A 15,464-nucleotide genomic window follows, 5' to 3' on the forward strand; every position below is an offset into this window, starting at 1 on the left:
CTCACGGCGTCGTCATCCCCGGCGCCCAATACTGCTTTGTTTTTTCCCGGTGACCAATCCCGGAATCGTGCCGCCTCGGGATTTAGTTTTGGACATTTCGGTTATTTCAGGGCAGAGCCTTTCTTGAACTCTTCCCAGCTGACGTTCCACGGCGTCCAACCGTTGCCGTAGTCGAGCTTGTCCTCGGTGCCCTTCACGGTGACCGGGTCGCCGATCAGCGTGTTCTCGAACAGCCAGCGCGCGTTCGAGGGGGACACGTTCACGCAGCCGTGTGACACGTTGCGGCTGCCCTGGTCACCGGTCGACCACGGCGCGGAGTGAATGTACTGCCCCGACCAGGTGAGGCGCTGCGCGTACTGGATCTCCGTGCGGTAGCCGTTCACCGGCCCGAGCTCGGCCGTGGTGTCGAACACCGTCTCGGCCAGCTTGTCCATCACGACCATGGTGCCGCTCGACGACGGAGTGCTCTTCTTGCCGAGACTCACCGGCATCGTCTTCACCGTCTTGCCGTCGCGCACCACTGTCATCTTCTTGCTCGCGTTGTCGACCTTCATCTGAAAGTCGCGGCCGATCTTGGCGGTGGCGCTCCGGTCCCGGTCGCCGTACCGCCCACCGCCGGTCGGCAGCCCGCCCACGGCGACCCGGACGGCGATCGTGGTGCCGGACTTCCAGAACTCCGGACCCCGGTAGTACGCCTGCGTGCCGCTCGAGGTCCACGACCAGACACCGGGCTGGGCCGGGCTGGTGGTGACGAACAGGCGCCGCTCGACGGCGGCCCGGTCGGCCTTCTTGATGCCCGGGCTGAACTCGACGACGACAGGCATGGCCACGCCGTACGTCTTGCCGTCGAAGAGGTAGAGGCCGGTGCCGGTCTTCTTGCCCGGGGCGCCCATCGTGGTGAACGTGGTGGTGGCGGTCTTGGTCTGGCCGCCCTCCGCCGTGGCGGTGACGGTCGCCGCGTACGTCTGCTTGGTCTTGAGAGGCGCGCTCGGCACCCAGGAGGAGCCGTCGGGGCGCAGGGTGCCCTTGACGGCGGCGCCGGCCGAATCCTTCAGTGCGACGGTCGTCACCTTCGCCCCGGCGACCTTGAACCCGATCTCGGTGCTGACCGGAACGCCGGCCTTCCCTGAGGCCGGCGTCACAGCCAGGCTGATCGGCACGGTGGCCGACTCGGTGACGGGCTGCTGGGTTTCACCGCCCTTAGCCGTCGAAGAGGCGGACGGGTCGACCCAGGCGTGTGGCTTGTCGCCTTTGTCCCCATCACCACACGCCGACAACGCGAGCGGCGTGATCACTGCCGTCGCCATCAACGCCACCAGCGTGCGCCGCATGCTGACCATCCCTGAGGCCGATCTGAAGTTTGCGGGGCCATCCTGCCTCATGGATGCAAGAGATCGAGTCCTCCCCGAGGCTGAGATCTTTAGGGAGGGGGGTGGATTTCCGGGTTCGCCGGGGTGGGTGCTAATGTTTCTCCGTTGCCAACGAGCGCCGCTAGCTCAACTGGCAGAGCAGCGGACTCTTAATCCGCGGGTTGTAGGTTCAAGTCCTACGCGGCGCACCAGCAGCATCAAGGCCGCCTAGCTTCTCAGCTAGGCGGCCTTGATCTTTATGGGACGACGTCGCTTCTCCCTCGGCCGACGCTTCGCGAGCCTGGTCAACGGCGGCGAGTCATGGTGTCGCTCGGAATCGTCAGCCACTCGCAGCTGCGCAACCAGGTGCCAGGCCCGGCGTTGGAAGACGGGCCGATTGAGGTTCGCCCCGCGGCAGCACCGGAGCCAGCAAACTCGACAGCCGGTCCGTGCAGAGCTCGAATCAGAGCCGGGCGGCCGCGACCCCGCGCTCCCGGCTCGGCTTGGCCGGAAGCGTCAACATCACACCACGGTGCTCGCGTGGCACGCGGCGTTCCTTTCTCTGACGGACCAGGGCCGTCCGCGTCATTCGAGCAGGCGCTCGCACAAGTCGGCCAGGGCGGTGGCGTTGCCGGGGCCGACCATCGTCATGTGGTCGGGGCCGCTGTCGTGTACCTCGACCGGGCCGCCGGTGATGTCGCGCCAGCCCTGGATGTAGGCGCCGGCGCTGCCGTGGACCACAGCTGAGGTGCCGGCGGCGCGGCCCTCGGCGCTGAGTACCAGGTCCAGCTTTCCCTCGTAGGGGTCGGGCTGGTACGCCGCGAACGCGCCGTGCAGCAGGCCGCAGGCGGTCAGCGGCAGCCGGTCGGCCAGTTCGGCCTCCGCCGGTGGCCAGCCGGCCTTGTGGAAGAAGTCGTGGACGGCCGTTCGGCGCCACTCCTGCTCCGGGCTGTCCGGCTCGGCCTCGCTCATCAGGCCGACGAGGTCGGTGGCCCTCTGGTACAGCTCGGCCGCCTCCCGGTGACTGGCCACCGAGGCGGGGTCGCCCGGCAGGGTCGGCTCGAGCAGGATCAGCGGCGCCGTGGACTGCCCCTCGGCCCGCAGCTGACGGGCCATCTCGTAGGCGACGGCGCCGCCCAGCGACCAGCCGAGGATCGCGTACGGCCCCTCCGGCTGCACCTCGCGCAGGTGCCGGACGTAGGTCGCGGCCAGATCCTCGACCCGCTTCTGGGGATCGCCCGGCTGGTACGCGCCGGGCAGCTCGAACGCGTGCAGCCCGCGGCCCTCCGGCAGCGCCCGGCTCAACGGCACGTACCAGGCGACACTGCCGCCGCTGGGGTGGACGCAGAACAGGGGGCGCCGCCGGTCTCCCTCCTGGAGCCGGACGAGCGGGCCGTTGCGCCGCGTGTCCGTGCGGCCGGTGCGGCCGTCGGCGACGCCCGCGAGCCCGGCCACGGTCCGGTGTTCGTAGTGGTCGGCCACGTCGAGGTCGATCCCCTCGTCCCGGGCCAGCGCGGTGGCGTGCACCAGGCGCAGGGAGTCGCCGCCGAGCTGGAAGAAGTCGTCGTGCACACCGACCGCCGGGGTGCCCAGCACTCGGGCCCAGATGTCGGCCAGCACCAGCTCGGTGGGGGTGCGCGGGGCGACGTGGCGGTCGCCCGAGGCGAGCCGGGTGCCGGTGAGCCCGCGTACCGCACGCCTGTCGATCTTGCCGCTCGCGGTGGCCGGGATGCGCTCCACGCGGTGGAACGCGCCGGGGATGAGCTGGTCGGGCAGGGTCGCGGCGAGGAACGCCCGCAACGCCGAGCCGTCGACCGGCGAGCCGGCCGGGAGGTCCACGTAGGCCACCAGTCCGGCCTCGTCGGTGACCGTCACCGCGGCGGCGCGGACGGCGGGGTGCCGGCACAGGTGGGACTCGATCTCACCCGGTTCGATGCGGATGCCGCGCACCTTGAGCTGGTCGTCGAGGCGGCCGAACAGGTCGAGGGTGCCGTCCGGGCGCAGCCGCCCGCGGTCGCCGGTCCGGAAGATCACGTCGGTGGGGTCGCCGGTGAACGGGTTGACGACGAAGCGGCGCGCCTGCTCCTCCGGTGCGTTGAGATAGCCCAGGCTGCGGGCGCGCGTGCGCAGCCAGACCTCGCCGGGCTCGCCGACCGAGCACAGCCGTCCGTCGCCGTCGACGACCAGGGCCTGGGCGCCGGGCAGCGGCTCGCCCACCGGGATCCGGCCGTCGCCCGCCTCCGGGTCGACGACGCCGGCGACCTTGGCCAGCGTGGTCTCGGTCGGCCCGTACAGGTTGACGATCCGCGCGGCGCCGATCCGCCGGCGCACCTCACCGGCCAGCAGGCCGCTGAGCGGTTCGCCGGCGAAGAAGACCAGGCGCAGGCTCGGCACCCGGCGGTCGGCCGTGGCGGTGGCCAGCCACGCCCGTGCCAGCGAGGGCACGGCGTGCAGGTAGGTGACGCCGGCCGAGCGCAGCCAGGCGAACAGCAGGTCGGGGTCGCGCCGTTCGGGCGGGATGCACAGCGTGGCGCCGCTGGTGACCGGCAGCAGCACGTCGCGGTAGAGCACGTCGAACGACAGCGAGGTGAGCTGGGCGCCGCGGTCGCCCGGGCCGACCCCGAACGTCTCGCGCTGCCACCGGAGGAAGTGTGCGAGGCCCTGCCGCGAGCCGATGACGGCCTTCGGGATGCCGGTGGACCCGGAGGTGAAGCTCAGGTACGCCGGTTCACCGCCGGGCTGCCCGGCCGGGCGGCGCGGGCCGCCGGGGACGGCGAGAACGGAGGCGGTGACATCGCACCGCGAGTCGCCGGCCCGGCCGGTCCCCGAGAGCAGGAGCGCGGCGCCGGCCTGCTCGATCAGCATGGTGTTCCGGTCGGCCGGCTGGTCCGGGTCGAGCACCAGCAGCACCCGCCGGGCGCCGAGCACGGCGAGCATCCCGGCGACCAGGCCCGGGGAGGGCGGGACGCGCAGGGCCACGACGTCGCCGGGGGCGCTGAGCCGGGTGATCGCCGCCTCGATCTCCTCGACGTCGTGGGCCAGCTGCGCGTAGGTGCGGGTGCCCCGGTCGTCGGCGACCGCCGTGGCGCCGGGGTGGGCCGCGGCCATGCGGGCGAAGTCGTCGGTCACCGTCGCGTCCGGCGGGGCGGGCAGCGATCGGCGCGGGTCGGGCGTCCGCAACGCCAGCTCGGGCGCCCGGAGCGAGTAGTCGCGGGCGGCTCGGCCGGGGTCGGCCACCACCTGGCCCAGCAGATGCGTGAACTGGGCGGCCATCGCCTCGATCCGGGCCGGCGAGAAGACGTCGGTGCGATACACCCATTCGAAGGCGATCCGGTCGTCGTGCACGGTTGCGTACACCGTCAGCCAGAACTTGGGGTCGCTGGAGTCGACCTCGCCCTCGGCGACCCGGGCGGGACCGAGGCGCGGCGCGGCGGCGGGCGTGTTGGCGAAGTTGACCATGATGTCGGTCAGCGGGTGGCGTCCCGGCTCGCGGGCCGGGCGCAGCCGCTCGACGAGCGTCTCGAACGGCACGTCCTGGTTGTCGAGGGCGTCGGCCAGCTGCTCGGCCACGTGGGCCAGCAGATCGCGGAACGGCGCCTCGCCGCCGGCCCGTGTCCGCAGCAGCAGGGTGTTGAGGAACAGCCCGATGACGTCGTCCAGCTCCGGGCGGGACCGCCCGGCGGAGGGTACGCCGAGCAGCACGTCCCGCTGGCCGGCGAGCCGGCCGGTCAGCTCGGAGAAGGCGGCCAGCAGGACGGTGAACAGGGAGACGTTCTCGGACCGGGCGAGGTCGCGCAGGCCCGCGCCGAGTTCGGGCGGAAGCGAGAACTCGTGGCGCGCGCCGCCGGGCGGGCGGCCGGATCCCCGGTCCGTCGGCAGGTCCAGCTCGGTGACACCGTCGAGCCGGGCCACTCCGGCGGCCAGCCGTTCCCGGGCCTCCGGCCCGTCGAGCCAGGCCCGCCGGCGCCGGACCTCCTCGATCAGTGTGGTGGCCGGTCCGGGGCGGTCGTCGGCGGTACCGGCCGCCAGCCGCGTGTACGCCTCGTGCAGCTCGGCCAGCAGCACATTGGTGGACCAGCCGTCGAAGACGATGTGGTGCGCGGTGACGATGAGGGTGTGCTGCTCCGGCGCCGTCCGCAGGGCCCGGGCCCGGATGAGCGGAGGGCGGGCCAGATCGAACGGCTCGGTCTCCTCCGCGAGCCATCCGCGCAGCAGCTCACGCGTCCGCTCCACCGGCTCGGCGGCGGCGTCGTGGTACCACCACGGGACCGGGACCGCGGCCACGACCTCTTGGAACGGCACCCCCTGCTTGTCGCGGACGGCCGTGCGCAGTGCGCTGTGCCGCTCGACGACCCGGTCGAACGCGCGCCGCAGCAGATCCGGCTCGACCGGGCCGGTCAGCTCCCAGACCACAGTCAGCAGATAGTCGCTCGTGCCGGGCGTGAGCTTCTCGCGGACCCAGATGCTCTGCTGCAACGGCGAGAGGTCGAACCGGTCGCCGACGTCGCCGGTCGCCGGCGGGGTGGGCGAGTCACCGGCGCCGGCCTCGCCGTCGCCGAGCGAGGCCGCGATCTCGGCCACGGTTCGCGATCGGATCAGGGTCCGCAGTGGCACCGGGCGCCCGAGCACCTCACGCAGCCGGCCGGCGGCGCGGACGAGGACCAGCGAGTCGGCCCCGCGTTGCCGCAGGTCGTCTCCGGCTTCGAGGGCGGGACCGGCCGGCAGGAGGGCGGCGAAGACGGTACTGATCCTCGCTTCCAGGGTCTCCGGCGAGCGGTCGCTCGACGGGACGGCCGGGTGCGGGGCCGACGGCGCCGGCGTCTGGCGCGGCCAAGCACCGAGGGCGACGGGATAGTCGGTGATCCGGCGGTTGAATCCGTCGGCCAGCTCGTCCAGCAGTCCGGCGTACGCGTGCGCCAGGTCGCGGACGGCGGCGGGTTCGAGCAGGCCGGTGGCGTAGTCGATGTACCCGGCGCCGTTGCCGTGCTTGTCGAGCACGACGGTGAGGTCCAGGTCCCGGATGGCTCGGGCACCGAGCAGCGGGACGGTCCGGGCGTCGAGGCCGGTGAGCCGCAGCGGGCAGTCCTCTTCGGACTCCAGGCTGAAGACCGTGCGCGGCGGGTCGTGCTCCACGCCGGGCCCGGGCTCGGCGTGGGCGATGCCGTTCACGACGTTCTGCCGTACCCGGTCGAGGTGCTCGGCGAAGGTCAGCCGGTCGTCGACCTCGGCCCGCGACGGGATGACGGTGACGAACAGGCCGATCAGGCCCTCCGCGTCGACGCTGTCGCGGGTGTTCACCGGAAGGCCGGTGAGCACGTCGCTGTGCCCGGCGCAGCGGGCGGTCAGCAGCTGGAACGCGGCGAACAGCGTCGTGAACAGCGACGCCCCGTGCGCGGCGCCGAGCCGGGTCAGACGTTGGAGCACGCCGTCGGCGAGCGCGAACCGGTGCCGGCTCACGTCCGCCGCCCCCGGCGGCGCGGTGCGGCCGCCGAGCAGGTCGGCCGGGGCCGGGTCGGCGAGCTGCGACCGCCAGTAGCCGGCGTGGTCGGCCGGCCGGCGCCGCCGGTCGCCGGCCAGATCGGCGTACTGCGCGGTCAGGGCGGGCAGTCGGGGGGTGCCGCCCCCCACGATCGCGTCGTACCAGGCGCCGATCTCACGCCCCAGCAGCCCGGCCGACCACCCGTCGAAGGCGATGTGGTGCACCACCACGACGAACAGCCAGTCCTCGTCGCCGAGGCGGGTCAGCCGGGCGCGCAGCACGGGACCGTGCCGCAGGTCGAACGGTTCCTCGAGGTCACGTTCGGCGGCGGCGACCGCCCGGGACAGCGCGCCGTCCACCGGGCCGGGTCCGCTGTCGCCGGACTGCTCCCACCCGATGGTGACCTCGGGACGCACCATCTGCTGGGGCGTCTCGTCACCGTCGTACGTCGTCCGCAGGATGTCGTGCCGGCGGACGACCTCGCGCACCGCCCGCTGCAGGGCGTCGGGCCGCAGGGACCCGCGCAGCCGCCAGGCGACCGGCACGTTGTACTCCACAAGGGACGAGCCGAGCAGGTGGGCCATCCAGAGCCGTTCCTGGGCGACGGTGAGCGGGGCCGGGCGCGGCCCGGCGGATGGCGCCGGCCGGGGACGCTCGGCTCGGGCGCGGCCGTTGAGCCGCTGCGTCAGCAGGGCGTTGCGGCTCTCGGCCGCCGTCGCGTGGGACTTCAGGTCGTCGGTCATGGCTCTCTCCTCGCCGCCGCTGTCCTTCCCACGGTTCGGGAGCGCGGGCGAGCCCGTCAACGCGTACGGGCCGGTCTGGCGGCTGTCCGCCATCTGCCCGGCGGCGGGTTTGCGGGCGCGGTCAGAGGTGTCCGGCCAGCAGCGCGTCGCCCAGCGCGGTCCGGCTGTACCACACCGAGCGGCCGGACCGGGCCGCCGTGACGGCGCCCGCGGCGAGCAGGATGGACAGGTGCTCCCCCACGGTGCCCAGGCTCAGCCCGTGCAGCGCGGCGAGCTGGCTCGGCGTGCCGGGATTGTCGAGCCCGCGCAGCAGCCGCGCGCGGGTGGCGCCGATCAGCGCGTCGGCCCCGCCGCCGGCCGGGCCGTCGGGTGATCCGGCCCCGCGCGCGGGGTAGACCACGACGTACGCCTCCGGCGGCCGGATGCCGAGCCACCCGGCGCCGAGGGCGCACGGCACGAAGACCAGCTGCGCGGAGCCGACGTGCTCCTCGGCGCCCTCGTAGGCGTTCACCATGATCCGGCCGGAGCCGAGCCAGCTGACCGACGGGCCCAGCCCGGCCAGCGCCTGCGCCCAGCCGGCGGTCACCAGCAGGCCGGCCCGGTGGATGATGTCGCGTTCGAGGACCGCCCGGTGCCGCGGCCACTCCGAGGCCACGCACGCCGACCACACGTGCTCGAGGATGCGGGCGATCCGTGGGACGAGGTCGCGCGCGGCGAACGCGGCGGGCACGGCGCGGCCGAGACTCGTCGCCAGGTCGGCCCGGGCCTTCGCCGCCGGGGTGCCGGCCACCGCGGCGAGTTCGGCGGCGAACGTGGCGGGCCGGCCGAGGACCGGAGGCGTCAGGAAGTCGGGGATCCAGGAGGTCCGGGCCAGCAGGTCCAGCAGCGCGCGGCCGACCGCGTCGCGGCGTACCTCGCCGGCGGTAGCGCCGTGCCGCGCCGTCCAGGCCGTCGCGGTCGGGCCGAGCCGGCGCCCGGCCAGCAGGTTCAGCGCCGCGACGGTCTCGGCCAGCGGCGACACGGCGAAACGCGCCGTCGCCAGCGTCTGCGAGTCCACGTGCAGCGTCGTCATTCTTTCGCCTCTCGCCGAAACAATGTCGTCGCCTCACCCTAGGGCCAAGACTTCGGGCATGCAGACTTACCGGGACCTGTACGCGGTACGGCAGTTCCGTGTGGTGTTCGCGGCCAACGCCACCAACGTCGGCGGCACCACGATCCAGCAGCTGGCGCTCTCCGCACTGGTCTTCGCGGGCACGGGCTCGGCGCTGTGGGCCGCGATCGCCTACCTCGCGGGCTTCGCCCCGCAGGCGCTGGGCGCGATGACCCTGATCTCGCTGGCCGACCGCGTCCGGCCCCGGACCTTCCTGCCGCTGTGGGACTGCGTACGCGCCGGCGTGGCGCTCACGCTGGCCCTCGCCGGCCTTCCGGTGTGGACGATGCTGTGCCTGGTGATCGGCGTCGGCGTGGGCGACGCGGTGGCCGCGGCCGTACGCCAGGCCCTGCTGGTCGACATTCTCGGCGACGACCTGTACGTGCTCGGGCGCTCGGTGCTCAACATCAGCGTCGGTGGAATGCAGATTCTGGGGTACGCCGTGGGTGGTGCGCTGCTCGGCGCCCTCGGCCCGCACGTCGCGCTGCTCGGCAGCGCCATGGCCGCGCTCGTCACCGCGGGCGTCGTCGCCTTCGGCTTGGCGTCCTATCCGCCGCGCGCCACCGGGCGGGCCGTTCTCTCGGCCACCTTCGCGGTGAACCGGGTCCTGTTCACCACCCCCGCGATCCGTACGTTGTTGCTCGTCCAGTGGGTGCCCAACGGCCTCATCGTCGGGGCCGAGGCCCTGTTCGTGCCGTACGCCGGCGACCTCGCCGGCGCCCTGTTCGTCGCGGCCGCGCTGGGCATGCTCCTCGGTGACGTCATCGTCGGCCGGTGGGTATCCAGCGCCACCCGGATCCGGCTCATCCTGCCGCTTCAGGCGCTGCTGGCGTTGCCGTACCTCGTCTTCGTCCTCGAGCCGACGGTGTGGGCGGGCGCCGTCGCCGTCGGCCTGGCCTCCTTCGGCTTCGCGTCCTCGCTGGCGCTGCAGGACCTGTACGTCCGCGCGGTCCCGGCCAACCTGCGCGGGCAGGCCATGGGCCTGGTCGGCAGCGGCATGATGACGTGCCAGGCCCTGGCCGCCGCCCTGTCCGGCTGGCTGGCCGACCTGTCCCGGGCCGGCATCGCCATCGCGGTCTGCGCCACCCTGTCGTTCGCCGTCAGCCTGGCGCTGCACCCGTCCGTGCGCCGGCGTGAACCGGAGGGCCGGCCGAGTCTTCGGGCCTGAACGGGTTGAGCACCTCGTGCGCGGCGGACAGCAGGTCGCCCATCGTCTCGCCGGCCGGTGCGCCGGCCGGGCCGGTCCGCACCCGGATCAGCCCGGCGGCGTGCGCCGCGAGGCGCTCGGCCTCCGCGCTGTCACCGGCCCGGACGATCACCATCCCGCACCGGTCCTCCGACCAGTTCAGCGGCCGGATCCGCTGTCCCGGCACGGCCGTGACCTCGACCGTGACGACGCCCTCGGCGCCGAGCGCGTCCTGGACGCCGTCGACGCGCTCGACCAGGCCGGGCTCGGCGGTGAGGAACCGCACCGCCGCGGCGCCGTCGCCGGCCGGCGTCACCGGCTCGGGCCCCTCGGGCAACGCCAGCTGATAGCCGAGCGTCTCCAGGTCCGTGCCGTAGACCAGGCGCATCAGGTCGACGATGTGGTCGCCCGCGCAGCGGTTGTGCGATTCGATGGCCCGCGGGCCGTCGGCGGTGATGATGACCTCGGTGTGTGCGGTGCCCTCGACCAGGCCGATCGCGTCCAGCAGCCGTACGGTGAAGTCCGACACCGCGGTGGTGCCGGCCTCGTCCAGCCGGGCCGGTACGACATGCCCGAGTTCCACCACACCGTCGCCGACGTCCTTGCCGGTGACCGCGAGGACGGTGTGCCGGCCGGCCACGCTGATCGTCTCCACGCTCACCTCGGTGCCCTCCAGCAGCTGCTCCACCATGAAGGGCGAGGTGGCGAACCGCCGGAGCCACTCCCATGTCGCGCCGACCTGGGCGACGGACCGGACCTTGCGGACCCCGAGGCTGCCCGAGCCCATGGTCGGCTTCACCACCGCCGCGCCGTGCCGGGCGACGAAGCCGGCGAGCTGCGCCCGTGAGGTCGCCGGCGCGGCGTCGACCACGCCGAGACCGGCCGCGTTCAGCGCCGCCCGGAAGGCGAGTTTGTCGTGCAGCGTCCTGGTCGTCGTGCCACTGTTGCCGTCGAGGCCCAGCAGGGTCGTCAGATGCCCGGCGATCAGCGGGCCGGCCTCGGTCTGGCTGACGATCCGGGTGAGCGGCGTGTGCCGATGGATCGCCCGGACCAGATTCGTCACCAATGGGACGTCCTGGTAGTCGACGAGATGGGTCTGTACACAGTGCCGCGCGGCCGCCGGCTCGAACAGCGCCGGTTTCTCGATGTTGATGACGGACAGGCCGCACCCGGCGGCCTTGCGCGTGCTGGCCTCGGTGCCGCCCAGCAGGACGACATGGGGCCGGGTCGGGGTCGGCATCACGAACACCTTTCGTCGGCCGCCGGCAGGAAGCCGGCGGCGGTGAAGTGGTCCAGGTATCGCCGGAACAGCTCGGCGTCCACCGCCGGGCAGGTGATCCCGGCGGGCTCGAGGAGCGCGCGGGTGGCGGCGGCCGAGAACCGGACGCTGCCCTCCTGATCGGTGTCCTGCTCGTCGTCGGCCATCGTCGCGAGAAGGGGGAACACGGCGTTGCCGGGGCACGCCCCGATCCGTTCGGCCCACTGCCCGAAGGGCAGCTCCTCGATGCGGTGGCCGGCGCCGCGCAGCGCGCCGACCGCGGTGGGCAGCGGCACGAGGCGTTCGCCCGCGAGGTGGAAGGTGCCGCCGGCCGCGCCGGCGCTCCGGGAGAGGACGACCGTCGCCCGCGCGACGTAGTCGACCGGGACGAGGTCGAAGGCGGCCCGCAGCCGTGGCGCGGCTCCCGCCTGTGCGCAGCCCTTGAGCAGCAGCCAGAGGTAGTCGGCGGTCTGGCCGGCGCCGGTGGCGGAGTCGCCGGCGACGCGGGTGGGGCGGTACACCGACACCGGCAGACCGCGGCGCCGGGCCTCGGCGATCAGTCGCTCGGCGGCCCACTTGCTCTGCGTGTAGCCGTGGATCAGACCGTCCTGCCCGGTCAGTGGCTCGTCCTCCGCGAGCGTCCGGCCGGCCACCGCCGGACCGGAGAAGACACCCGTCGTCGAGATGTGATGGACGGGGACGGTGCGATGTGACGCCGCCAGCCGCAGCACCTCGACGGTGCCGAGCACGTTCGGGGCGCGCGACTGGCCGTACGCCTGGGCCAGGTTCACGGCGGCCCCGCAGTGGTAGACCGCGTCCACGCCGCGAGCCAGCCTCTTGTAGTCCTGATCGGACAGTCCGAGGCGGGGCAGCCCGAGATCGCCGCGGACGACCGAGACGCGCTCACCGGGCGGTTCCGCGACGCCGTAGGCGGCCAAGGCGTCACGAAGTCGGCGCGCCGCATGCGCGTCGTCGTGCCCGCGCACCAGGCAGTGCACCCGCGCCGAGGTGCTGTGCAGCAGTGCCCGCAGGAGGAAGGCGCCGACGAAGCCGGTCGCGCCGGTCAGGAGGACCGCCGCCGGATCCGGGCTGACGCGGCTGATTCGCTCCGCCGGGCGGATGTCACCGGGCAGCTCGAGATCCTCGTCGGGCACCCGGCCCCGGCCGGGCGCGGACGAGCCGCCGACGAGCGCGGCCAGCCCGGCGACCGTCGGGGCGGTGAAGACGGCGTTCATCGGCACTTTGACGCCGAACTCCTGACGCAGGGCCAGCGCCAGCCGCACCGCGCGCAGGGAGTCGCCGCCCCGGCGGAAGAAATCGTCGTCGGCGGCCATCTCGGCCACGCCGAGCACCGCGGCGACCTGCTCGGCGATCCGCCTCTCCCGCGCGGTCGCGGGCCGCCGGGACCCCGGCGACGGCGGCGGCCCGGCCTGGATGCGGGCAACGGCCCGGCGGTCCACCTTGCCGCTGGGAGTTCGGGGAAACCGCTCGAGGGCGAGGAAGAAGGAGGGCACCATGAACGCCGGCAACCGCCGGCCCAGTGCCGCTCTCAGGTCCTCGGGCATCACCGGGCGGGTGGGCGACGGCAGATACGCGGCGATCAGGCGGGGGGCGGCCCCGGCGGCCGCCGCGGTGGCCACCACCACCGCGTCCAGCACCCCGTCGATCGCCTTGAGGGCCGACTCGACCTCGCCCAGCTCGATCCGGAATCCCCGGATCTTCACCTGGTCGTCACCGCGCCCGAGGAACTGCAGGCGCCCGTCGGCGAGCAGGCGCGCCCGGTCGCCGCTGCGGTACATCCGCCGCCGGGCGCCCCCGTCGCCGGCATCCCAGAGGTCGGGCAGGAAACGCTCGGCGGTGAGCTCGGGCCGGCCGAGGTAACCGCGCGCGGGGGCCCGGCCGCCGAGGTAGAGCTCGCCGGGCACGCCGACGGGCGCCGGTCGCAACTGGTCGTCCAGGACGTAGGCGCGGGCCCCGTCGACGGGCCGGCCGATCGACGGCTGCTCGGGCCACGTGGCGGGCGGCCCGGTGAGGCGTTCCGCGGTGACCACGTGGGTCTCCGTGGGACCGTACTGGTTCTCCAGGCTGGCGTCGCAGCACCGGGCGAAGAAGTCCTGGATCGCGTCGGTGACGAACAGCTGCTCCCCGGCGGTGACGACCTCACGGAGATCGGGAAATCGGCGTTGTTCGGCCCGCGCGTACACGGCCAGCTGCTGCAGCGCGACGAAGGGGAGGAACATCCGCTCGACCCGCTGCTCGACGAGCGTGTCGGACAGGCGCTCCGGATCGGCCCGGGCGCCCTCGTCGACCATGACGACGGTGCCGCCCGACGCCCAGGTGGAGTACAGCTCCTGGAACGCGACGTCGAAGCTCAGCGAGGCGTACTGCAGCGTGCGCGCGCCGGTGCGGCGCAGGGACCGCCGGCCCTGCCACTCGATGAGGCCCACCAGCGGGGCGTGTGGCATCGCCACCCCCTTGGGCCGCCCGGTCGAGCCGGAGGTGTACAGCACGTAGGCCAGGTCACCCGCGCGCGGCGACGGCAGTTCGGTGGCCGCCGGGCCGTCCGCGTGCGGCGGGATCCGGGGAACGCCGGCGGGCAGCGCCGCCCGCGCGGCGACGGCGGGTTCGGTGATCACCGCCGTGGCGCCGCTGTCGCGCAGCATGAACGCCACCCGCTCAGCCGGATAGGCCGGGTCGACGGGCACGCTGGCCGCCCCGGCCTTGGAGACGGCCAGCACGGCCACCGCCTGGGCGGCGGAGCGGTCGAGGCAGACGGCGATCCGGCCGCCACCGTGGCCGTCACCGGCCAGCCGCGCCGCCAGGCGTCCGGACGCCTCGTCGAGCTGGCGGTACGTCAACGTCGTACGGCCGTGCACCACGGCCGGGACGTCCGGGTCGAGCCGGGCCCGCTCGGCGACGAACTCGTGCAGCGACGACCGGGAGACCGCTGTCGTGGGCGTCTCCCACGACGATCGGATGAAGGCCAGCTCCCGTTCGGGCAGGACGGCGAGATGTCCGACCTGGCGGTCCGGGTGGCGGACGGCGCCGGCGAGCAGCGTGAGGTAGCGCTCGGTCAGCCGGGTCGCGGTGTCGTGGTCGTACAGGTCGGTCGAGTACTCGAGCGTGCCGCGGAAGGCGCCCTGTCGCGGGACCAGGCTGAGGAAGATGTCGTACTTGGCGGTGCCGTTGTGCGGATACAGCCGCTCGGCGCCGACGCCGGGCAGGCTCAGGGGCACGGGCTCCTCGGCCTCGGCGGCGAAGACGATCTGGAACAGCGGGAACTGCGAGGGCGTACGGGGTACGCCCAGCTCCGCGACCACGCGGCTGAAGCGGACGTTCCCGTGCTCGAGGGCGTCGAGGACGACCTCCTGGGTCGCGGCGACCGCCGACGCGAACGACTCGCCGGGGTCGACGTCGCGCCGCAGGGGCATCACCTCGGCGAGGCAGGCGATCATGCCGTCGGTGCCGGGGTCGTCGCGGCGGGAGACCGGTGTGCCGAGCACGAGGTCGCGCTGGCCGCTCAACCGGTATGTCAGGGCGGTCAGCGCGGTCAGCAGGACGACGTACGGCGTCGTGTGCAGTCGGCGGGCCAGGTCACGTACCCCGGCGGTGGTCTGCTCGTCGACGGCGAAGGTGACCTCCGCGCCGCGGTGGCTCAGCGCCGACGGGCGCGGCCGGTCGCCCGGCAGCGCGGACTCCCGCGGCGCACCCCGCAGGTTGTCCCGCCAGAAGGCCAGATCGAGCTCACCCCGCAGCCGCTCCTCCCGATGCTGGAGCCGGGCCAGAGGCCCGGCCTGCCGCACGGCCGGCAACCGGCCGGGGCGGCCCTCGACCGCCGCCCGGTAAAGGTGCTCCAGCTCGTGGCCGAGAACGTTCAGGCTCTCGCCGTCCATGGCCGCGTGATGCAGAACGACCAGCAGCACCGCCTCGGTGGGCCGGTCCGCCGGCTCCGCGGCCAGCAGGTGAGCCCGCAGCAGGGGCGGGGCGGCGAGGTCGAGCGCTTCCCGGAGAGCTTCGGCCAGGCGGCCGGGCCGGGCCACCCGGCGGATCAGCCGTACGGGACGGGCCGGCAGAACGGTCTGCCGGGGCGCGCCCTCGTGGAGGTCGAGCCGGCTGCGCAGCACCTCGTGGCGCCGGACGATCTCGGTCAGGGCGGCCTCCAGCGCGGCCGTGTCGATCCGGCCGGTGAGGCGGTACGCCCACGACTCCTGATAGCGGGACGGGCCGTCGCGGAACTGGTCGTTGAGCCAGATCGATTCCTGGCTGAAGGACATGGGGTGGCTGTTCGCCGGCATGACG

At 73.8% G+C, this 15,464-nt stretch carries 6 protein-coding genes and 1 tRNA gene; 2 read left to right on the forward strand and 5 right to left on the reverse strand.

Features of this window, described 5'->3' with window-relative positions; genetic code table 11:
• Positions 1 to 101 precede the first annotated feature (101 nt).
• Complete coding sequence (locus tag ACGFJ7_RS07810; protein ID WP_360244096.1) at positions 102 to 1,340, reverse strand: Ig-like domain-containing protein; 1,239 nt, start codon at positions 1,338 to 1,340, stop codon at positions 102 to 104.
• Between the two features lie 145 nt (positions 1,341 to 1,485).
• On the opposite strand from ACGFJ7_RS07810, the gene ACGFJ7_RS07815 reads away from it, so the two are divergent.
• Positions 1,486 to 1,561 (forward strand) — tRNA-Lys (locus ACGFJ7_RS07815).
• A gap of 373 nt (positions 1,562 to 1,934) precedes the next feature.
• Here the strand turns inward: ACGFJ7_RS07815 and ACGFJ7_RS07820 are convergent.
• The gene (locus tag ACGFJ7_RS07820; protein ID WP_392641460.1) at positions 1,935 to 7,571 is read right to left on the reverse strand and encodes an amino acid adenylation domain-containing protein; all 5,637 of its coding nucleotides are present in this window, start codon (positions 7,569 to 7,571) and stop codon (positions 1,935 to 1,937) included.
• Between the two features lie 121 nt (positions 7,572 to 7,692).
• On the reverse strand, positions 7,693 to 8,643 hold the full coding sequence (locus ACGFJ7_RS07825; protein WP_360244102.1) for a helix-turn-helix domain-containing protein: 951 nt from the start codon (positions 8,641 to 8,643) through the stop codon (positions 7,693 to 7,695).
• Positions 8,644 to 8,701: 58 nt separating this feature from the next.
• Here ACGFJ7_RS07825 and ACGFJ7_RS07830 point away from each other — a divergent pair, with 58 nt between their 5' ends.
• A complete protein-coding gene (locus ACGFJ7_RS07830) occupies positions 8,702 to 9,889 on the forward strand; it encodes an MFS transporter (RefSeq protein ID WP_360244105.1) in 1,188 nt (395 codons plus the stop codon).
• On the opposite strand, the gene ACGFJ7_RS07835 is transcribed toward ACGFJ7_RS07830, so the two are convergent.
• Both ACGFJ7_RS07835 and ACGFJ7_RS07840 read right to left on the reverse strand, forming a co-directional pair.
• Positions 9,822 to 11,147 carry an ATP-grasp domain-containing protein gene (locus ACGFJ7_RS07835; protein WP_360244108.1) on the reverse strand — a complete coding sequence of 442 codons (1,326 nt, stop codon included), beginning with the start codon at positions 11,145 to 11,147 and terminating at the stop codon, positions 9,822 to 9,824. The two genes, ACGFJ7_RS07830 and ACGFJ7_RS07835, sit on opposite strands and share 68 nt — an antisense overlap.
• Positions 11,147 to 15,460, reverse strand: coding sequence for an amino acid adenylation domain-containing protein (locus ACGFJ7_RS07840; RefSeq protein WP_392641463.1), 4,314 nt, complete (start codon positions 15,458 to 15,460; stop codon positions 11,147 to 11,149). Before ACGFJ7_RS07840 ends, ACGFJ7_RS07835 begins: the two co-directional genes overlap by 1 nt.
• Positions 15,461 to 15,464: the final 4 nt, after the last annotated feature.

It is taken from the genome of Actinoplanes sp. NPDC048988 (assembly GCF_043197815.1).
GTDB lineage: Bacteria > Actinomycetota > Actinomycetes > Mycobacteriales > Micromonosporaceae > Actinoplanes.